The sequence below is a fragment of the Sinomonas sp. B1-1 genome (genome assembly GCF_050474465.1).
Lineage (GTDB): Bacteria > Actinomycetota > Actinomycetes > Actinomycetales > Micrococcaceae > Sinomonas > Sinomonas flava.
In genome coordinates, this window is the sequence record NZ_JBCHVF010000002.1 from 1 (window position 1) to 19,688 (window position 19,688).

16 protein-coding genes are annotated in these 19,688 nt (G+C 72.0%); 4 read left to right on the plus strand and 12 right to left on the minus strand.

The window, feature by feature from the left end; translation table 11 throughout:
• Window positions 1-419: 419 nt before the first annotated feature.
• The 3 genes from tyrS to ACQ5BE_RS04695 all read right to left on the minus strand — a co-directional run bounded on the left by tyrS (window position 420) and on the right by ACQ5BE_RS04695 (window position 4,623).
• A complete protein-coding gene (gene tyrS, locus ACQ5BE_RS04685) occupies window positions 420-1,730 on the minus strand; it encodes a tyrosine--tRNA ligase (protein WP_430295775.1) in 1,311 nt (436 codons plus the stop codon).
• A 51-nt stretch (window positions 1,731-1,781) separates the two neighbouring features.
• Window positions 1,782-4,028, minus strand: a complete 2,247-nt coding sequence (locus ACQ5BE_RS04690) for a HelD family protein (RefSeq protein ID WP_430295776.1) — start codon at window positions 4,026-4,028, stop codon at window positions 1,782-1,784.
• 85 nt (window positions 4,029-4,113) lie between these two features.
• Window positions 4,114-4,623 carry an adenine phosphoribosyltransferase gene (locus ACQ5BE_RS04695; RefSeq protein ID WP_430296266.1) on the minus strand — a complete coding sequence of 170 codons (510 nt, stop codon included), beginning with the start codon at window positions 4,621-4,623 and terminating at the stop codon, window positions 4,114-4,116.
• Between the two features lie 165 nt (window positions 4,624-4,788).
• On the opposite strand from ACQ5BE_RS04695, the gene ACQ5BE_RS04700 reads away from it, so the two are divergent.
• On the plus strand, window positions 4,789-5,415 hold the full coding sequence (locus ACQ5BE_RS04700; RefSeq protein ID WP_430295778.1) for a GNAT family N-acetyltransferase: 627 nt from the start codon (window positions 4,789-4,791) through the stop codon (window positions 5,413-5,415).
• A gap of 36 nt (window positions 5,416-5,451) precedes the next feature.
• Here the strand turns inward: ACQ5BE_RS04700 and ACQ5BE_RS04705 are convergent, their stop codons facing one another.
• Together ACQ5BE_RS04705 and ACQ5BE_RS04710 are read right to left on the minus strand one after the other, a co-directional pair.
• Window positions 5,452-6,087, minus strand: coding sequence for a DNA-3-methyladenine glycosylase (locus ACQ5BE_RS04705; protein WP_430295780.1), 636 nt, complete (start codon window positions 6,085-6,087; stop codon window positions 5,452-5,454).
• Window positions 6,088-6,090: 3 nt separating this feature from the next.
• Window positions 6,091-6,852 (minus strand): maleylpyruvate isomerase family mycothiol-dependent enzyme, encoded by a 762-nt coding sequence (locus ACQ5BE_RS04710; RefSeq protein WP_430295781.1) that lies wholly within the window; start codon window positions 6,850-6,852, stop codon window positions 6,091-6,093.
• Window positions 6,853-6,975: 123 nt separating this feature from the next.
• Between ACQ5BE_RS04710 and ACQ5BE_RS04715 the strand changes: the two genes are divergently transcribed.
• The gene (locus tag ACQ5BE_RS04715) at window positions 6,976-9,693 is read left to right on the plus strand and encodes a PEP/pyruvate-binding domain-containing protein (protein ID WP_430296267.1); all 2,718 of its coding nucleotides are present in this window, start codon (window positions 6,976-6,978) and stop codon (window positions 9,691-9,693) included.
• Here ACQ5BE_RS04715 and ACQ5BE_RS04720 read toward each other — a convergent pair.
• The 3 genes from ACQ5BE_RS04720 to ACQ5BE_RS04730 are packed head-to-tail and all read right to left on the minus strand — an operon-like array spanning window position 9,690 to window position 13,169.
• Window positions 9,690-10,478 carry a PIG-L deacetylase family protein gene (locus tag ACQ5BE_RS04720; RefSeq protein WP_430295782.1) on the minus strand — a complete coding sequence of 263 codons (789 nt, stop codon included), beginning with the start codon at window positions 10,476-10,478 and terminating at the stop codon, window positions 9,690-9,692. The two genes, ACQ5BE_RS04715 and ACQ5BE_RS04720, sit on opposite strands and share 4 nt — an antisense overlap.
• 39 nt (window positions 10,479-10,517) lie before the next feature.
• Complete coding sequence (gene argH, locus ACQ5BE_RS04725; protein WP_430295783.1) at window positions 10,518-11,957, minus strand: argininosuccinate lyase; 1,440 nt, start codon at window positions 11,955-11,957, stop codon at window positions 10,518-10,520.
• Window positions 11,958-11,963: 6 nt separating this feature from the next.
• A complete protein-coding gene (locus ACQ5BE_RS04730; protein WP_208712266.1) occupies window positions 11,964-13,169 on the minus strand; it encodes an argininosuccinate synthase in 1,206 nt (401 codons plus the stop codon).
• A 180-nt stretch (window positions 13,170-13,349) separates the two neighbouring features.
• Here ACQ5BE_RS04730 and ACQ5BE_RS04735 point away from each other — a divergent pair, with 180 nt between their 5' ends.
• Window positions 13,350-14,726 carry a M20/M25/M40 family metallo-hydrolase gene (locus tag ACQ5BE_RS04735; protein ID WP_430295784.1) on the plus strand — a complete coding sequence of 459 codons (1,377 nt, stop codon included), beginning with the start codon at window positions 13,350-13,352 and terminating at the stop codon, window positions 14,724-14,726.
• Between the two features lie 267 nt (window positions 14,727-14,993).
• Here ACQ5BE_RS04735 and ACQ5BE_RS04740 read toward each other — a convergent pair whose 3' ends face one another.
• Genes ACQ5BE_RS04740 through ACQ5BE_RS04750 form a run of 3 tightly spaced genes read right to left on the minus strand, consistent with a single transcriptional unit; the run spans window position 14,994 to window position 18,384 of the window.
• Window positions 14,994-15,908, minus strand: a complete 915-nt coding sequence (locus ACQ5BE_RS04740) for an RNA polymerase sigma-70 factor (RefSeq protein ID WP_430296268.1) — start codon at window positions 15,906-15,908, stop codon at window positions 14,994-14,996.
• A 19-nt stretch (window positions 15,909-15,927) separates the two neighbouring features.
• Window positions 15,928-17,157, minus strand: coding sequence for an NAD(P)/FAD-dependent oxidoreductase (locus tag ACQ5BE_RS04745; RefSeq protein ID WP_430295785.1), 1,230 nt, complete (start codon window positions 17,155-17,157; stop codon window positions 15,928-15,930).
• Window positions 17,158-17,190: 33 nt separating this feature from the next.
• The gene (locus ACQ5BE_RS04750; RefSeq protein WP_430295786.1) at window positions 17,191-18,384 is read right to left on the minus strand and encodes an NAD(P)/FAD-dependent oxidoreductase; all 1,194 of its coding nucleotides are present in this window, start codon (window positions 18,382-18,384) and stop codon (window positions 17,191-17,193) included.
• 123 nt (window positions 18,385-18,507) lie between these two features.
• Here ACQ5BE_RS04750 and ACQ5BE_RS04755 point away from each other — a divergent pair, with 123 nt between their 5' ends.
• Window positions 18,508-19,032, plus strand: a complete 525-nt coding sequence (locus ACQ5BE_RS04755; protein WP_430295787.1) for an AAA family ATPase — start codon at window positions 18,508-18,510, stop codon at window positions 19,030-19,032.
• Between the two features lie 132 nt (window positions 19,033-19,164).
• Here ACQ5BE_RS04755 and ACQ5BE_RS04760 read toward each other — a convergent pair whose 3' ends face one another.
• Window positions 19,165-19,683, minus strand: a complete 519-nt coding sequence (locus tag ACQ5BE_RS04760) for an arginine repressor (protein WP_430295788.1) — start codon at window positions 19,681-19,683, stop codon at window positions 19,165-19,167.
• Between the last annotated feature and the right edge of the window lie 5 nt (window positions 19,684-19,688).

A 19,688-nucleotide genomic window follows, 5' to 3' on the forward strand; every position in this document is an offset into this window, starting at 1 on the left:
CACAATCCAAAACTGGCATAAAAACCCGGCCACGCACACGGGGGTGCACGCAACCAGGCAATCAACACCATCAAAAAAATGGCATCAACGAACTTGGCACACTATTGAGTTCTCAAACAACAGGCCCATCGGGTAACGCGCTCAGCCGTTCGGCCTTGCGCCTCCCCGAAGCACGATCCATAACTCTACCGGTTTCCATCCGCGGAATCAAATCCGCGTTTTCTTCGAAAACCTGATCCGAGGCGCTGCAGGAAGGCCGAAATTCCGGCAGTCCGAGCATTTCCCGGTTGAGTTCTGGGGTTTTTCGCCTCCGCTCTGCGTTGGCGACTCGGAATACATTACCCCCCGACCGCTGCCCTCGCAAGTCGGGCGGGCCGCCCGGGCGTGTCGGCCGGCGGCACGGCCCGCCAGCGCGACCGTCAGTCCTCGAGGACAGCCGTGGCCAGGTGCTTCTTTCCCCGGCGGACGAGGAAGTACCTGCCGTGCAGAGCGTCCTCGGCTGGGATCACGGCCTCCGGATCGGTGACCTTGGCGTTGTTCACGTACGCTCCGCCTTCGCCGACGGTGCGCCGCGCCGCGGACTTGCTCTCGGCCAAGCCCGTGGCGACCAGGAGCTCGACGATGCCGAGCTGCTCGGGCGTCACGGCCGCCGTCGAGAGCTCGGCTGTCGCGGCGGAGAGCGTGCCCTCGTCGAGGACACCCAGATCGCCGTTGCCGAACAGCGCGGCCGAGGCCGCGATGACCTTCTCGGTGGCCTCGACGCCGTGAACCAACGAGGTGACCTCGTAGGCGAGCCGGCGCTGGGCTTCTCGGGCGAACGGCCGCTCCGCAACCGAGGCCGCGAGCTCATCGATCTGTGCACGCGTGAGGAAGGTGAACACCTTGAGCCGGTCCACGACATCGGCGTCCTGCGTGTTGAGCCAGAACTGGTAGAAGGTGTACGGCGAGCACATCGCCGGGTCAAGCCAGATGGCGTTGCCTTCGCTCTTGCCGAACTTCGTCCCGTCCGAATTCGTGATGAGGGGCGTGCCCAAGGCGTGCACGGTTTTGCCCTCGACCTTGCGGATGAGCTCCGTCCCGCTCGTCAGGTTGCCCCATTGGTCCGAGCCACCGGTTTCCAGGAGGCAGTCGTACTGGCGGAACAGCTCCAGGTAGTCCATGCCCTGGAGGATCTGGTAGCTGAACTCGGTGTAGGAGATGCCCTCGTCCGAGGAGAGCCTCGATGCCACCGCGTCCTTGCGCAGCATCGTCCCGACACGGAAGTGCTTGCCAACCTCACGCAGGAAATCGATCGCCGAGAGCGGCGCCGTCCAGTCCAGGTTGTTGACGATCCGCGCCGCGTTGTCCCCCTCGAAGGAGAGGAAGCGGCTCACCTGCGCCTTGAGGTAGCCCACCCACTCCGCCACGGTGTCCTTGGTGTTGAGGGTGCGCTCCGCCGTCGGACGCGGATCGCCGATGAGCCCGGTGGAGCCTCCCACGAGGCCGAGCGGCTTGTGGCCCGCGAGCTGGAGCCTGCGCAGCACGAGCAGCTGCACGAGGTTGCCCAGGTGAAGGCTCGGAGCGGTGGGGTCGAAGCCGCAGTAGTACGTGATCGGCTCACCGGCGAGGAGCTTCTCGAGCTCGGCCTCATCTGTGGAGACGTGGACGAGTCCCCTCCACTTGAGCTCCTGCCAGATGTTCGGGAAGCTCGGATCGTTCTTCTGGGAGTCGAGAATTGCTGTCTGCGGCACGGCTTCTACGGTATCAGCGCCCGTGGTCGCCCAGCGCATCCCTGCCCTGCTTCAGCGGCCCTGCTCGATGCCGGCAGGGATGGGTCCCTCTGCGATGAGCCGGAGGCGCTGGGTGGGCCGCGTCATGGCGACGTACAGGTCGCCGACCTTGCCGTGCTCGTGGTCCAGCAGCGCCGCGGGCTCTAGCACCACGACGACGTCGAACTCGAGGCCCTTCGCCTCCCGTGGGTCGATCACCACGATGTCCTGCTCGAAGCTGCCCGCGCCGCTGCCGACCCGGGCCCCGTAGGCGCCGCGCAGGGCTTCCCGCGCGGTGCCGGCGAGGTTCCCCTCCGCGATCACGGCGACCAGACCGCCGTCGGCCGCCTCGATTTCCTCCGGCAGGACGGCGAGGAGACGGTCGACGACGCCACCCGGGCCCACGCGGTCGACGATCGGCTCCCAGCGGCCCTCTCGCACGGCCTTGGGCGCGGAGACAACGAGGCCGGCCGCGGCCGCCATCCGGGCGGCGGCCTCCGCGATCTGGGCAGGCGTGCGGTAGTTGACGGTGAGCTCCTCGAGCGTCCAGCGGTCGCCGAAGAACGGCGTGAGCGCCCGGCTCCAGGAGGACGCGCCGGCGGCCGACGACGTCTGGGCGATGTCGCCCACGATGGTGAAGGACTTGAGCGGGCAGCGGCGCACGAGCAGGCGCCACTGCATGTAGGAGAGCTCCTGCGCCTCGTCCACGATGATGTGGCCGTAGGCCCAGGTGCGGTCTCCCACAGCGCGCTCAGCCGCCGTCATCCGCGCTTCGGGGCCCTGCTGGTAGTCAGCGAGGTCCTCCGCTTCGATCACTCCGTTCAGCCCGACCTCGCGGAGCGCGGCGTCCACGTTCTTCAGGGCCTGCTGCGCGTTCTCGAGGTCGCGGCGGCGCTCGGCCTCGCGCCGGGCCGCCTCGTGGCCCGTGGTCGCGTCGAGCTCCCCGAGGAGCTCTGCCGCCTCGTCCAGGAGGGGAACGTCGGCCTCGGTCCACGGTGAGTCCGCGGGGCGGCGCAGGAGGTCGCGCTCCTCCTCCGTGAGGACCGAGCCGACCGCGTCGAGGATGCTGCGCCTGCTGAAGAGCTCCGAGACCAGCTGCTCCGGCGTCATGGGCATCCAGCACAGGTTGACGGCGACGCGGACGTCGCGCGACTGCCGGACGTCCTCGGCCAGGTAGGAGCGGTCCGCGGTGTTGCCCGCGTTGCTCGCCTCGACCTTGGACTGCAGCTGCTCCGTGAGCTCACGCAGGAGGATCTTGACGAAGGTGTTGCGGGCCTCGTTGTACGGCTTGCCCGTGGCCCGGGCCTTGTCCCGGGCCCGGCGCACCTGCCGCGGGGTGAGGAGGAGCTTGTAGCCCTCGACCTCGAGGACCCTGTCCCCCGCCGGCACACGCTGGCGGTTCGCGACCGCGGCCGCGACGAGGTCGACCATGCGCTTGCTGCCCTTGAGCGCGGCGACGCGGGCATCCGCCTCGGGGACGGCCGTGATGCCCGGCATGAGCCTTCCGACGCTGGACATGACGACGCCGGTCTCACCGAGCGACGGAAGCACCCTCTCGATGTACTTCATGAACGACGACGATGGGCCGACCAGGAGCACGCCGGCGCTCTTGAGGCGCTCCCGGTGGGAGTAGAGGAGGTACGCGGCACGGTGGAGCGCAACCGCCGTCTTGCCGGTGCCCGGCCCGCCCTGCACCACGAGCGCCCCGGGCATGGGAGCGCGGATGATCCGGTCCTGCTCGGCCTGGATGGTGCTCACGATGTCGGCCATGCGGCCGGTGCGCTTGGAGTTCAGGGCCGCCAGGAGCGCGCCCTCGCCCTGGTGGCTGGTCGAGCCGTCGAGCATCTCGGCGTCGAGCACGTCGTCCTCGATCGCCTTGACCTCGCGCCCCTGGAGGATGAGGTGCCGGCGGCGGCGGACACCCTGCCGGTCGAAGGCCGTGGCCTGGTAGAAGTGGCTGGCCTCGGGTGCACGCCAGTCGACCATGAGCCGGCGGAGGTCGTCGGTGCTCAGGCCGATGCGGCCGATGTACTGCTGCTCGCCGCCGTCGAAGTCCAGCCGGCCGAACACGAGCCGGTTCTCGACCGCGTCGAGCTGGGCGAGGCGGTCCTCGTACATCGCGGCGAACGCGTCACGTTCGGAAACATTCTGCATCGACCCGATCGCCCCGGCCTTGCGGACGGCGTCGAGCTGTCCCCTCTTCTCCTCGCGCAGCTCGTCGAGCCGCGCGTAGAGGCCCCGGACGTATTCCCGTTCGTGGGACAGGTCGGCGTCGAGCATCTGTGCGTTCCCCTCATACTGAAAAGCTGGACCGTCCATTCTACAGCGATTCGGGTGAACGACGGCGAAACCTGGCCTCCAGCGGTCAGTCGACCCGCTGGAGCGAGTGCACCGGGCGGCCTTCGAGCGCGGCGCGGCCGCCGAGTGCCGGCAGTTCGAGGACGACGCCGATCCCCACCACGCGCGCCCCGCACCGCTCGACGAGCCGCGCGGCAGCCCCCACCGTGCCGCCTGTCGCGAGCACGTCGTCGAGGATCAGGACGCGGGCGCCGGCGGCGAGGTCTGTCGTGTGGATCTCGAGGGTCGCGGCCCCGTACTCGAGCGCGTACTCCTCGGCGTAGGTCTCCCGGGGCAGCTTGCCGGCCTTGCGGATCGTGAGCACTCCGGTGCCCGTCGCGTAGGCCGCGGCCGCGGCGAGGAGGAAGCCGCGGGCCTCGATGCCCGCGATGAGGTCGAAGTGGCCGAGGAAGGGCTCGACGATGGCGTCGACGACGGCTCTCAGTCCCTCCGCATCCGCGAACACCGGGGTCAGGTCCTTGAACGAGACCCCCGGCGCGGGATAGTCGGGGACCGTGGCGCACAGGCGGTCGAGAATGTCCTCCACAGGGTGCTCCGCCGGGGCAGCGGGGCGGGCCTCGTCGTCGGTCTGGGGCGTGATGCCGCGGTGGGGTTCAGTCACGCCCCCACGTTACCCAAAGTTCATATCCACATCCGCCGCCGCGGCGTACCGGACGGGTTTCCCGGGTGCTTCAATGTCGGCATGCATCACGCGCTCACGCTCGCCGGGCACGGCGTCCGGCTGGTGCCGCTTGCGCCCCTGCACGCGGAGCACCTCTTCCGCCACGTCGACGTCCCGACGTGGTCCGGGATGGCCGCGCGCCGACCCCAGTGCGTCGAGGACCTGGCAGAGATCTTCTCCTCGCGGCTCGAGGACCCTTCGGCTCTGCCCTTCGCCGCCTGCGATCCCGTCACCGGGGCCGTGGCCGGGACGACCGGGCTCTACGATCTCGACGTGCGGCTGGGCCGTGCCGAGGTGGGCGGGACGTTCTTCGCCCGAGCGCACTGGGGCTCCGGCATGAATCCGGCAACGAAGCTGCTCCTGCTGGGCCATGCCTTCGACGATCTGGGCCTGAGCCGGGTCGCGTTCCGGGTGGACACGCGCAACGGGCGCAGCGCGAACGCCCTGCTCAAGCTCGGAGCGGTGCACGAGGGAACCCTGCGCGCATATCGGCCAGGGCACGACGGCGCGAGGGTGGACACGGCGGTGTTCTCGGTCCTCGGAGCCGAGTGGCCGCTCGTGCGCGCCAGGCTCCTGGCCCGGCTCGAGCGCCGCGACCCCACGGGCGCGGACCGCGTGGGCGAGGCAGCTCCGGTCGACGCGGCCTAGCCCTCAGACGGCCGGGGTGTCAGACAGCCGTGGGTGTCAGGCATGGGGCCGTGGGCGGGGCTTCGCCGGGCGGTAGGCGGAGACACTGGGCTCGCCGGGGAGCCAGAACCGCCACGGGTAGTCCGCCGACCCTCCGGGGCCGGCAACCCCGACCCGCGGACCGGAGAGCACCCCGGCGGCACGGTGGGATGGCGGCTCGAGCCGGAACCGCCCGCCGTCGAGCGCGGCGCCGTTGTCCCCCCGGCCGATCGCGAGCGCCTGGGCGAGCCGGGCAGGGCCCCGGGCCAGATCCGCATCGCGCTTCGCGGCCGGACGTCGGGAGCGGGCGAGGTCGATGCCCTCGACAACCTCCCCGGCCCGCAGGAGGCAGCCGGAGGAGCTGCCGGCAGGGCCGCACACGACGTTCGCGCAGGAGTGCATGCCGTACGTGAAGTAGACGTAGAGGTGGCCGGGCGGTCCCCACATGACCTCGTTGCGGGGCGTGCGCCCGTTGTAGGAGTGGGAGCCGGGGTCGGGGTGCTCGGAGTCGCGGTGCCCGCGGTACGCCTCGACCTCGGTGAGCCGGACGGAGACGGCGCCTTCCGGAGACGTGTGGGTCAGGACGGCGCCGAGGAGGTCCGGGGCCACGAGGACGGGGTCCCGGAGCAGCCACGCGGCGAGGTCGTCGGGCATGCCCTACTTCGCCGACGACGCCGCCGGCCACGGGCCGATCTGCGGCAGCGGCACGGCCTCGCCCGCGTGCTCCGCGCGCACCGAGGCATGGTCGACCGGCCGGCCGGCGAGCCACGCGAGGATGTCCGCCAGACGCCCGTGGACGTCCACGGTGTCGGGGCCGTGGCCGATGAGCAGGTCCGGGCGGCCCTGCGGATGCAGCGCGAAGGACATGCGCTCCGGCACGCGTGCGGCGAGGAAGCCGAGGAGATGGCCGCAGAAGGCCTCGTCCCAGCCGTGCTGGCTCGCACCGGTGCCGAGGTCGGTGCGGTGGATGACGAGCTCGCGCCAGAGGGCGAGGCCACCGTCGCGGACCACCCCGTTGCGGTATGTGATGGGCCGCTCCCACCCCTCGGGGCTGAGGCCGCGGAACGCCTCGAGGGCGCGGTCCAGCGCGGCGCCCGTCCGCTTGCGGTGCTCGTCGGCGCTCGACGCCGCGCCCTCCTCGATCTCCTTGGTGCGCCCCTCCTGGCCGCCGTCGTACAGCTCGATGAGCTCGCCCCGCTCCGCGTACTCAAGCTGGCGCGCCATCCCGCGGCACACCCCGGCCACGTGCGCGAGGACGTGCCCGCGAGTCCAGCCGGGCAGCAGGGAGTCCTCTGAGACCGAGGTGTCCGTGAGGTGCGCGAGCTCATTGCGGATGCCCTCGGCGGCGCTCTCGATGCCCGCGAGGAGGCGCTCGTCGCCGAGGCCGGCCGGCGGGTTGGGGGCAGCAGCGGTGTCCATGGGGCCAGCGTACCGCCGGCCCACGACACGCGAGCGAGCCGGGTCTATCCTGAGGCCGTGCTCGGCAGCGGCGCATCGCCCGCGCTGCCCGTGGTCCTGCCACTGGAGGCGCTGCGGGCGACCATGGCCGCCGAGGCCGGCGGGAAGGCCGCCAACCTCGGCGAGATGCTGTCCGCGGGCTTGGACGTGCCGGCCGGGTTCTGCGTCCTGGCCGCCGCCTACCGGGAAGCGCTCGGGGCGGCCGGCCGGAGCCTCGCCGAAGAGGTCGACGCGGCGGACGACGACGAGCGGCGACTCGCGCTCTGCGCCCGCCTGCGCGGCCTGCTCGCCGCCGCGGACCTGTCCCCCACCACCGCTGCCGCGGTCCTGGAGGCCTACGCGGCCCTCGTGCCCGCCGGCGCCCCGTCCCCCGGTGCCCCAGACCGGGGCTCGTCCGCCAATGGCCCGGGCGTCCCGGTCGCCGTCCGCTCCTCGGCCACGACCGAGGACCTGCCCGGGGCCAGCTTCGCGGGCCAGCAGGAGACGTTCCTCAACGTGGTCGGCGGGGACGCCGTGCTGGACGCCGTCCGCCGCTGCTGGGCCTCGCTCTGGACAGACCGCGCGGTGGCCTACCGCCGCAGCACGGGATTCCAGGGAGCGGAGGCGGCACTGGCCGTCGTCGTCCAGCCGCTCGTGGACGCGGCCGTGGCCGGCGTCCTGTTCACGGCGGACCCGGTGGCCGGGACCCGGACGAGGATGGCCATCGACGCGAGCCCGGGACTCGGGGAGGCGGTGGTCTCCGGGGCGGTGGACCCCGACCACTTCGTAGCGGACGCGGCCACCGGCAGCATCATCGCGAGCCGGGTGGGCGCGAAGGCGCTGGCCGTCAGGCCCACCCCGGGCGGCGGCACCGAGCGGCTCGTGCTCGCGGGAGCTGATCCGCGGCTGTGCCTGGGCGCGCGCGACGTCCGCGCCCTCGTCGCGCTGGGGCGTCGCCTCGAGGAGCACTTCGGTGGACCGCAGGACGCGGAATGGGCGATCGCAGCGGACGGAAAGGTCTGGCTCACCCAGACCCGTCCCATCACGACCCTGCATCCCATCCCCACGCGCAGGGACCAGACGGGTGGCATGCGGGCGTGGTTCTGCTTCTCCCTCGCCCAAGGCCTGACGCGGCCGCTCACGCCGATGGGCCATGCGTGCATCCGCCTGCTGGCCTCCTCGGTGGCCCTGCAGGCGGGATTCCGCGCCATCGACCGTGAGGACGGCCCAGCCGTGGTCGCCGAGGCCGGTGGCCGGCTCTTCGTCGATGCGACGGCCGTGCTGCGCAGCCGTGCGGGCCGGCAGCTCGCACCCCGCGTGCTGGACGTCATGGAGACCCGCTCCGCTGCAGTGCTGCGGAGCCTCGCGTCCGATCCGCGCTTCCCGCTCGCCGCCCGCTCGACCCTCGGGCTCGTGCGCCGGATCGGGCCGATGGCCCTGAGGAACCGCGTGCCCGAGACCCTGCTCGGCGCCGTCCTCCGTCCTGGCTCCGGCCGAGCCGCGGTCCGGCGCTTCGGCGCCGGCCTCGAGGCGCGCCTGCGCGTCCCGACGCCCGCTGACCCCGCCGCGCGACTGGCTCGCGCGGCGGAGCTCATGGCTGGCGAGGCCTTCCCGATCGTGCCGGCGACCCTGCCGGTTGCGGCGGCCGGGTTCGTGAGCCTCGGGCTCGCCGCGGCACTGCTGCGGGGCATCGCCCGGCCCGGCGAGGTCCAGGAGGTCCTGCGCGGCCTCCCGGGCAATCCCACCACGCTCATGGACGAGGAGCTCCGCGTGCTCGCCGAGCGCGTCCGCCGCGAGGCTCCCGACGCCGCCCGGGACCTTGCCGGGCGCACCGGAGAGGACCTCGCCGAGCGGCTCGCCGCGGGGACGCTCCCGGAGGTCCTCGCGGACGGCATCGCCGGGTTCCTCCGGCGGTACGGGCAGCGGGCCGCGGCCGAGATCGACGTCGGCGTCCCGCGCTGGCGGGAGGATCCCGCACCCGTGCTGTCGATGGTCGCCGCGCTGCTCCGGCGTGACCCGGGCGCCGGCGCCCTTGCCGCTGCGGCCCGCGCCGGCGAGGAGGCGGTCCGCATGCTGTCTGCCCGCGCGAAGGACCGCAGCCGGCTCCGCGGAGCCGCGGCCGCAGCGTTCCTGAACCGGGCGCGGGCCCTGGCCGGGCTGCGGGAGGAGCCGAAGTTCCTCCTCGTGCGCGTCTTCGACGCCGTCCGCACCGAGCTGTTGGCGGTCGGGCGGCACCTTGCGGACGCGGGCGTCCTCCCCGACCGGGACGCCGTCTTCTTCCTCACGTTCGCAGAAGCCCGCTCGGCGCTCGCACTCGCGCAGCCCTCCCGTACGCACAGCGGGACCGCGGACGACGGCGCGCGGCGGCTGCGCGCCGTCGTCGCCCGCCGCCGGGCCGACTATGCGCGCGAGATGCGCCGCCGTCACATCCCACGTGTCCTGCTCTCGGACGGGACGGAGCCCGAGGCGGCCCTCGGAGCGGGGACGGCGGGAGGGCCGCAGGAACCGCGGATCCTGAGGGGCGTTCCCGCGTCCGCCGGAACGGTCGCCGCGGCGGCGCGCGTGGTCCTCGATCCGGGGAACGCGTCGCTGCTGCCCGGGGAGGTGCTCGTCGCGCCGTCCACCGATCCGGGGTGGACGCCGCTCTTCCTGACCGCCGGGGCGCTCGTCATGGAGATGGGCGGCCCGAACTCGCACGGGGCCGTGGTGGCGCGGGAGTACGGCATCCCGGCCGTCGTCGGGGTGCCGGGCGCCACCGAGCGGATCGCCACCGGCGACCGGATCGAGGTGGACGGCGGCGCCGGGACGGTGCGGCTGCCCTAGAGCCCTTCGAAGATGTCCCTGAGCAGGGGCATCCCGCGCTCGCGAGGGGGCCACGCCTGGACGAAGTACTCCCGCGCAGCGATCGAGTGCCACGCATCGAGGCCCGCCGGCGGGGCCATGAGGGAGAGCTGCTGGCTGCGGTGCTCCACGACTCCGGCGACAACGCGCCCGGCGACGGTGCGGGTGTCGACCCGCATGTCGATGAGGTCGTCCGGGACGCCGCGGAAGTGGTAGACCTCCTTCGGGTCCCACGGCGGAAGGCCGAGCCGCAGCCGGGCCCGGTTCATCGTGAGCCACGAGGAGTGCTTCACGGCCCAGTGCAGGAGCCGGCGGAAGCCGGGGCCGCCGTCCGAGGCAAGTCCCAGGAAAGCGGCGTCGGCGGCCTGGCCGACCGCGATGTGGTCAGGGTGTCCCGTGATGCCGTCCGGCCCGAACGTGTAGACCACATCGGGCCGCTCCTCGGCCATGATCGCCCGGATGCGCAGCGCGAGGTCGGAGGGGTCCTCCTCGGCGACGCGCCCGTCGTCGTACTCGAGCCACTCGTGGCGGTCCGGTTCGCGCCCGTGGGCGAGCCAGGCCCGGCGGTCCTCCTCGCGCCGCACGAAGCCGAGGGTCTCGGGCGTCGCGTCGACGCCGGGTGCGATCTGGCCGGCGGCGCCGTCGGTCGCGTGGACCAGCACGAAGCGGAACGCCGGCTCGTCCGCGTGGAGGGCGATCGAGCCGGCGATACCGTAGGCGTCGTCATCGGGATGGGCCACGACGACCATAAGCGTGCGCGACTGCACGCAATGATGATGCGCCCGGCGGGTGGGCGCCGGGAAGGGTCAGCCCGCGAACTCCCGCGCGTCCGCGAGCTGGTCCTTGAGCGCCGTGATCTGGCGGGCGACGGCGGACGGCGCCGTGCCGCCCTGCGCGTTCCGGCTCGCGAGCGAGCCCTCGGTCGAGAGCACCGTGCGCACCTCGGGGGTGAGCGCCGGGCTGATCGCCGCGTACTCCTCGTCCGTCAGGTCCCAGAGCTCGACGCCGCGCGACTCGGCCTGCTTCACGGCGGCGCCGGAGAGCTCGTGCGCCTCGCGGAACGGCACGCCCTTGCGGACGAGCCACTCGGCGATGTCGGTCGCGAGCGCGAAGCCCTGCGGGGCGAGCGAGGCCATGCGCTCGGTGTTGAAGACGAGCGTGGCGACCATGCCCGAGACCGCCGGGAGCAGGAGCTCGAGGGTGTCCGCCGCGTCGAAGACGGGCTCCTTGTCCTCCTGCAGGTCCCGGTTGTAGGCGAGCGGAAGCCCCTTGAGGGTCGCGAGCAGGCCAGTGAGGTCGCCGATGAGGCGCCCCGCCTTGCCGCGCGCGAGCTCGGCCACGTCCGGGTTCTTCTTCTGCGGCATGATGCTCGACCCCGTGGAGTAGGCGTCGTCGAGCGTGACGAAGGAGAACTCCTTCGTGGCCCACAGGATGACCTCCTCGGAGATCCGCGAGAGGTCCACCCCGATCATCGCTGCGACCCACGCGAACTCGGCGAAGACGTCCCGCGAGGCGGTGCCGTCGATCGAGTTGTGCACGGCCGAGTCGAAGCCGAGGTCCGCGGCGACGGCCTCGGGGTCGAGTCCGAGCGAGGAGCCCGCGAGCGCGCCGGATCCGTACGGCGAGACCGCGGCGCGCCTGTCCCAGTCCTGCAGTCGCTGGACGTCGCGGAGCAGCGCCCAGGCGTGGGCGAGCAGGTGGTGGCTGAGCAGGACGGGCTGGGCGTGCTGGAGGTGCGTGCGACCGGGCATGGCCGCCTCCGGGTGCGCCTCCGCCTGGGCCACGAGCGCGTCGACCGTCGCGAGGACCCCGCGGGCGATGAGCCGCGCGTGGTCCCGCAGGAACATGCGCCCGAGGGTCGCGATCTGGTCGTTGCGCGACCGCCCGGCGCGGAGCTTGCCGCCGAGGTGGGCGCCAGCGCGCTCGATGAGGCCGCGCTCGAGCGATCCGTGCACGTCCTCGTCGGACTCCGCGGCGACGTAGGCACCCGAGGCGACGTCGGCGTCGAGCCCGTCGAGCGCGTCGAGCATCCCCGCGAGCTCGGCGTCGTCGAGCAGGCCGGCCCGGTGCAGGACCCGTGCGTGGGCCTTGGAGCCCGCGATGTCGTAGCGGGCCAGGCGCCAGTCGAAGTGCGTCGACTTGCTCAGCGCGGCGAGCGCGTCCGCCGGTCCCCCGGCGAAGCGCCCGCCCCACAGCGCGCCCTCGTTCGTCCCCGAGCGCCCGCCGGCCTCGCTGCGCTCAATCACCGGCGCTCACTCCCCCGCGACGCGCTGGTCGCGGCTCGAGGCCACCTTCGAGGACATGCCCCAGATGTCGATGAAGCCCTTCGCGTTGGACTGGTCGAACGTGTCGCCCGTGTCGTAGGTGGCGAGGTTGAAGTCGTACAGCGACGTGTCCGAGCGGCGTCCGTTGACCACGGCGGTGCCGCCGTGGAGGACCATGCGGATGTCGCCGGAGACGTACTGCTGGGAGTCCTCGATGAAGGTGTCGAGGGCACGCTTGAGCGGGGAGAACCACTGGCCGTCGTAGACGAGCTCGCTCCAGCGGCGGTCCACGCCGGCCTTGAAGCGGGCGTGCTCGCGCTCGATCGTGATGTCCTCGAGGTGCTTGTGCGCCGTGATGAGCGCCATCGCGCCGGGGGCTTCGTAGATCTCGCGGCTCTTGATGCCGACGAGGCGGTCCTCGACGACGTCGATGCGGCCCACGCCCTGGGCGCCGGCGCGGCGGTTGAGCTCCTGGATGATCTGCAGCGGGGACATCGCGACGCCGTCGAGCGCGGTGGGGGTGCCCTTCACGAAGGTGATCGTGACCTCGTCCGGGGCCGGCGGGAACTCCGGCGTCTGGGTGTAGTCGTAGATGTCCTTGGTCGGGGCGTTCCAGATGTCCTCGAGGTAGCCCGTCTCGACGGCGCGGCCCCAGACGTTCTGGTCGATCGAGTAGGGGTTCTTCTTGGTCGTGATGATCGGGAGGTGCTTCTCCTCCGCGTACGCGATGGCCTTGTCGCGGGTCAGGGCAAGGTCGCGGACCGGGGCGATGCACTTCAGGTCCGGGCCGAGGGTCTGGATGCCGACCTCGAAGCGGACCTGGTCGTTGCCCTTGCCGGTGCAGCCGTGCGCGACGGTGGACGCGCCGAACTCGCGGGCGGCCTTGACCAGGTGCTTGACGATGACCGGGCGGGAGATCGCGGAGACCAGCGGGTAGTGGCCCTGGTACAGGCCGTTGGCCTTCAGGGTCGGCATGCAGTACTCGTCCGCGAACTCGTCGCGCGCGTCGGCGACGTAGGCCTCGACGGCGCCGCAGCCCAGGGCGCGCTGGCGGATCGTCTCCATGTTCTCGCCGCCCTGCCCGACGTCGACGGCGACGGCGACGACCTCGGCGCCCGTCGCGTCGGCGATCCAGCCGATCGCGACGGAGGTGTCCAGACCGCCCGAGTAGGCGAGGACGATGCGATCCTTCACGGTGTTCTCCTTAGGCACAGGTTCCCTGGATGCAGGGCAAGCACGAATTGTTATGCATCAGTCTACATAGATATGCATGGCGCGCAATCCGCAGGGGAGACGGCACTCAGGCATTCTCCGCCCCGCGGCGTCGGGCGTACAGTGCTTGGCTCGGCCGAGCCCCTCTGGGAGGGTGGGCGCATGATGCCTTTCACCGCTGCACTGCGCGCAGAGACGGAAGCAGGCTTCGACGCCGCCATCGCGGACCTGGGACAGCTGGTGGCCATCCCGGGCTCGGCGTGGGCCGCGCTCGATCCGGCCCCGCTCGAGCGCAGCGCGCAGCTCGTGGCGGAGCTGTTCGAGGGGGCTGGCTTCCCGGAGGTCGGCATCGTGCGCGAAGCGCGGCCCGACGGCGCGCCCGGCGCCCCGTCGGTCCTCGCCAGGAGGCCGGCGGCGCCCGGGCGCCCGACCGTGCTCCTCTACGCGCACCACGACGTCCAGCCGGCCGGCGACCCCCACGCCTGGCACACCCCTCCCTTCGAGGCGACCCGACGGGACGGACGGCTGTACGGCCGCGGCGTCGCCGACAACAAGGGCGGGGTGGTCCTCCATCTGGCCGCGTACCGTGCCTTCGCCCGGGCGGTGGGGGCCGAGAACGGGCTCGGCGTCGTCGTGTTCATCGACGGAGAGGAGGAGATCGGCTCGCCGTCGCTGCCGCAGCTGCTGCGCTCCCGCGGGGACCTCCTGCGCGCCGACGTCGTGGTGGTCGCCGACTCCGGCAACTGGCGCGCGGGGGTGCCCGCGCTGACCACGAGCCTGCGCGGCATCGCGACAGCGGTCATCGAGGTCCGCGTGCTCGACCACGCCCTCCATTCCGGCACGTTCGGCGGCCCCGTCCTCGACGCGCTCGCTGTCACGTCCCAGCTGGTCGCGAGCCTGTACGGACCCGACGGGAGCGTCGCCGTCGCCGGGCTGGGCGGGTGGGACTCGAGCCAGGTGGACCTGAGCGAGGACGACTACCGGGCGGACGCGGGCGTCCTCCCGGGCGTGCGGCTGGCCGGCTCCGGAAGCATCGCCTCCCGGCTCTGGACGAAGCCGGCGCTGTCCGTGGTCGGCATCGATGCCCCGGGCGTGGACGTCTCCTCCGACGCCATCGTGCCCGCCGCCCGGGCGAAGATCAGCCTGCGGCTTGCCCCCGGGGACGAGCCGCTGCGGGCGCTGGAGGCCGTGCGGGCCCATCTGGAGGCCCACACGCCCCTGGGCGCGCACGTCTCGCTCGTGCCCGGGAGCGCGACCAAGTCCTTCGCCGGCGACGGCGGATCGCCGGCGGCCCGCACCATGCGCCGTGCCATGGAAGAGGCGTGGGGCGTGGCCCCGGTGCTCATGGGCGTGGGCGGCTCGATCCCGGCGGCCGCGGAGCTCGCGGCGTCGTTCCCTCACGCGCAGGTGCTCATCAACGGGGCCGAGGACCCCGATTCGCGCGCCCACGGCGCCGACGAGTCCATTGACCTGGCCGACTACCGCCGTGCCATCTTCGCCGAGGCGCTGCTCCTGGCGTCATTGGAGCAGGAGGTGTGAGTGTCCGTCGTCGTGCGTCCCGAACGGCCGGAGGACTTCCCCGCTGTGCGGGCCGTGACAGCGGCAGCCTTCAGTGGCGCGAAGCATGCCGCGTCGCCTGCTACGCCCGGCACGGCTGGATGCCAGCGTCACGGTACGGCATCGCCGCGCCCGATCCGGCGTGGGGCGACTACTTCCAGGTCCGCGTGCTGCCCGCGCACGACGGCGCGCGGGGCACCTTCCGCTACCCCGCGCCGTTCGCGCGGCTCGGTGAGCTGCCCCGGCGCCTCAGGAGCGGACCACCACCGTGTCCGCCCCGAGGCGCGTGAGCTTCTCCGGATTGCGCACGTAGTAGAGCCCGGTGATCCCCGTGCTCCCGACGCGCGCGGCAAGGACGCCGTCGAGCTCCCCGTCCAATCGGAACACGAGGGCTGGCATGCCGTTGACGAGCGAGGGCTCCGCGGTCGGGATCACCCCCGATTTCGCCAGACCCCCCATCACCATGCGGACGATCCGGTCAGCGCCCACGACGGGCCGCAATGCGGCCTGCCGGATTCCACCGCCGTCACCGATGTACACCACATCCGGCGCGAGAACGTCGAGGAATGCCTGCCGGTCGCCCGTCTCGAGTGCGCGCTGCAGCGATGCCAGCGCTGTGCGGGCCTGCGCCGCTGACGCCGGCTGGCGCGGCTGCCGGGCTTCGACGTGCTTCCGCGCCCGGTGGGCTATCTGTCGGACCGCAGCCTCGCTCTTGTCCACTGATCGGGCGATCTCGTCGTAGCCGACGTCGAAGACCTCTCGCAGGACGAACACCGCGCGCTCGGTGGGTGTGAGGGTTTCGAGCACCACCATGAGCGCCATGGACAGGCTCTCGGCGAGCTCGACGTCCTCGGCGACATCCGGGGAGGTGAGCAGCGGCTCAGGGAGCCACGGGCCCACGTAGGCTTCCTTGCGGCGCGCCATCGTCCGCAGGCGGTTGAGAGCCTGACGGGTCACGACCCTGATCAGGTAGGAGCGACCGTCCCGGACCGTCTCCAAGTCCACCTCGGCCCATCGCAGCCACGACTCCTGGAGGACGTCCTCGGCGTCGGCAGCAGAACCGAGCATCTCGTACGCGACAGTGAACAGGAGGTTGCGGTGGGCCACGAACACCTCTGTCGCCACAGCCACAGCATGCCCATGCCGTGGCGGACCTTCCTCCATAGGTGACATTGCCGCCAACCTAGCCTTCCCTGTGAGCGGGCACCAGTCCCGCCAAGCCACGGGCCGCGATCCGGGCGGTGCGCCCGCGGTCCCTGACGATCCACGCATGCGAGCCTGGTCTGCGTGCCTCCTTGGCCAGCTGGTCGATCGGGCTGGTGCACGCCGCTTCCTTCAGCAGCGCGCCGGCGCGTCCGGGAACACTCAGCCAGACGGCTGTGTCATCGGAGCGAGCGAACTGGAAGACGCCGTCACGCCGACCCAGGCTCACGCACATCGCGGCGATCCCGCGGGTGAAGTCCTGCGGGGCCCGGCCTGAGATCCGCTGCAGCACCGTGTCCGCCGCATGCGAGCCGAGCGGAAGGGCCGCTTGGCAGCTCATCCTCAGGGGCATGCCCGACGGTGATGCCGCGTCGCCTGTCGCGACGATGCGGTCGTCGTCGATGCTGGTCAGCGTCTCGTCGGTCAGGAGCCGACCCGCGGCGTCGACACTGAGCCCGCTGTGGAGCGCAAGCGCCGAGGCAGCGAACCCTGCGGCCCACACGGAGACAGCGCTGGCAAGCTCCTGGCCATCGGCAAGGAGGACCGCGTCTCGGGTCATCTCGGCAGCCCGGGATGCGGGGCCTTCGAGCACGGTGACGCCGAGCCTCGCCAATCCGGCGGCCACCGAACTGCGGCCCCTCGTGTGCAGGTAGGGGCCGAGCGTGCCACCGCAGAGAAGCGTGACTGCTCGGCCCTGTTCGGCGAGCTCCGACGCCACTTCGATGCCGAGCGGACCGCCGCCGACCACGGTGATGGGCGCCCTCGGCGGCGTCGCGGCCACGATCGCGCGGAGCCGCTGCGCCTGTTCGAGCGTGGACACCGGGTGGGCGAATTCCGACGCACCGGGGATCAGCGGAGGTGCCTCCGCGCTTCCCGCAGCGTAGACGAGATAGTCGTACGCGATCTTCGAGCCCGAAGCGAGCTCGACGGTGCGGTTCACCGCGTCGATGCGCGCGGCCGTGTCCACGACGAGCAGGACGCGCGGCGAGAGGACGGCGGCGAAGTCGCGGACGGCGTCGTGCGTCCCGGCGACGAGCTGGTGCAGGCGGATCCGCTCGACGAACTCGTGGCGCGGGTTGACGAGGGTCACGTCCACGTCCGGTCGTTGGGTCAGGCGGTTGGCTGCCATCGTGCCGGCATATCCGCCGCCGATCACCGCGACACGGGTGCGCCGGGTGCTTGCTGAAGCAGCTGAGGTGATGCTCTCCATGACGGTTCCTCCTCCTGATGGTCGATCCAGTGATTACGCGCTGACCCGCGCTGACTCGAGCAGGACCTGCCTCCGGCCGTCCTTGAACGGGACCCAGTTCATCAGCCCGGGTCGCTTGCCCTCGAAGACCAATGACCAGTAGGCGAACCCTGACCCCGACTCCTTGAGGATGGCCGCTGCCCTTCCAGCGACATACGCCGTCGTCGCACGGTCGTCTCTCGACGCGAACTGGTACACGGCGAGATGGCGCCCGAGGCCCAGACACTGGCCGACGAACCCCGGGGCCGTGGCCTTCGGAGCCCGACCGGCGATGCGCGCCGACACCGCGTCCGCCGCGAGGGTGCCGAGCGGGACAGCAACCTGGCAGCTCATCCGGTAGGGCGCGCCGGACGGCGAGGCGCAGTCTCCGGCGGCGACGATCCGCGGATCGTCCACGCTCGTGAGCGTCTCGTCGGTGAGGAGGCGGCCTGCCGCGTCTGTGCTCAGGCCGCTGCGTGCCGCGAGGTCCGGCACGGCGAACCCCGCGGTCCAGAGCGTCGCGTCGCTCGCGACCTCGCGGCCATCCTCCAGACGCACGACGGCGGCGCCCACCGCGGCCGCACGGGTGCCGGCGCCGTCGAGCACCGCCGCCCCCAGCGACCGCAGCCTGTCCCGGACCGCCCTGCGGGCGGGCGCTTCCAGATACGGGCCGAGTTGGCCACCGCACACGAGCGTGACGTGGCGGCCCTGCTCGGCGAGCTCCGCGGCGGTCTCGATGCCGGTGGGGCCGGCACCGACCACGGTCACGGCTGCCGCTGCCGGCAGGGCGTCGACCGCCGCACGGGCCCGCTGGGCGTCCTCGAGCGTCGAGAGCGGATAGGCGAGCTCGGCCGCGCCCGGCACGCTCGGCTGGGCGCCGGAGCTGCCGGCGGCGTAGACAAGGTAGTCGTAGTGCACCATCCTGCCGGATGCGAGCTCGACGCTTCGGGCGGCAGCATCGATCCGCACCGCGGTGTCCACGACGAGCCGGACGCGCGGCGAGAGGACAGCAGCGAGGTCGTGGACGGCGTCGTGCGTCCCGCCAACAAGCTGGTGGAGGCGGACCCGCTCGACGAACTGGGGGCGGGGGTTGATGAGCGTTATGGTCACGTCGTCCCGCCGGGTGAGCCGGTTGGCAGCCATGGTGCCGGCGTACCCGCCTCCGATGACGACGACGTCGGTGTGCGCAGCGCTGGTGTTCTGGGCCACTGTGTCTCCTCGGTTCTCGGGCCCCGCTCTTCGGGGTCCCGACCACAAGACACCAGCTGGTGCGTCCGTGTGACACTCCGGGCAGAATGCCCTCATCGACACCTTGGCACTAGAGTCCGCTCCATGATCGTTTGGCTCAACGGCACCCACGGGGCGGGAAAGACGACGACGAGCGCGCTCGTTCAGCACTTGTTGCCCGATGCGCGCGTCCTCGATGCCGAGAAGGTCGGTGAGGTCCTCATGGACATCACGCCGGGACTTCCCGCAACGGACAACTTCCAGCACTGGGAGCCGTGGCGACCGCTTGTTGTAGAGACCGCTCGGCGCGTGCTCGAGTACACAGGAGGCACACTCGTGATGCCGATGACTGTCTTGGTCGAGAGCTACTGGCGGGAGATCAGCGATGGTCTTGCCGAGCACGGCATACCGATCCAGCACTTCGTGCTCCACGCAGACCAGGCCACGCTCCGTGAACGCATACAGAACGACAAAGTCCTCGGCCCCTCAACGTTCCGCTTGGCATACTTGGAGCCATATGCCGAGGCAGCTCGCGTTTGGCTGCACGATGAAGCAGAGATCATCGACACCACATACATCACGGCGGACCAAGCCGCGCAGCAGGTCGCGAAATCGGTGCTTGGTCGGTGAGAACGCGGAACGTCCCGCACGCCGCAGTCGCGCCTCACGACAGCCCGTAGCCGCTCAATCCCGCGGGGAGCCCGGGCGTGTCCCGGCCAGGATCGCCCTAGACGCAACACGGCTCTGCACCAAAGCCCGCGCTCAGCCGCCCTGAGACGCCAGCTCGAGGAAACGCGCCGCGAGGGCCTCTCCCCCGTCGGGATCGCGCGAGATGACCATGATCGTGTCGTCGCCGGCGATGGTTCCGAGGATCGAGGGGATCACGGAGTGGTCGATCGCGAGGGCCAGGAAGTTCGCCGCACCCGGCGGCGTCCGCAGGACCACGATGTTCGCCGACGACTCGGCGGTCACCAGCAGATCGGCGCACAGCTTCGCGAGGCGCGCGTCGAGGACTTCGGGGGCCTGGCCCATGCGTGGGCTCCGGTCCCCTCCCTCGCCGCGGACGGCGTAGACCAGGCCGCCGTCGGCACCGCGCACGCGCACGGCCCCGATCTCCACGAGGTCACGCGAGAGGGTCGCCTGTGTGACCTGCACGCCGTCGTCCGCCAGGAGGGTGGCGAGCTCCGCCTGCGAGCGCACCGAGGTCCCCGCCAGGAGCGCGCGGATGCGCGCCTGGCGGGCGGCCTTGGTCTGCGGCGCGGAGCCGGGTACGGCGCTCATGTCGC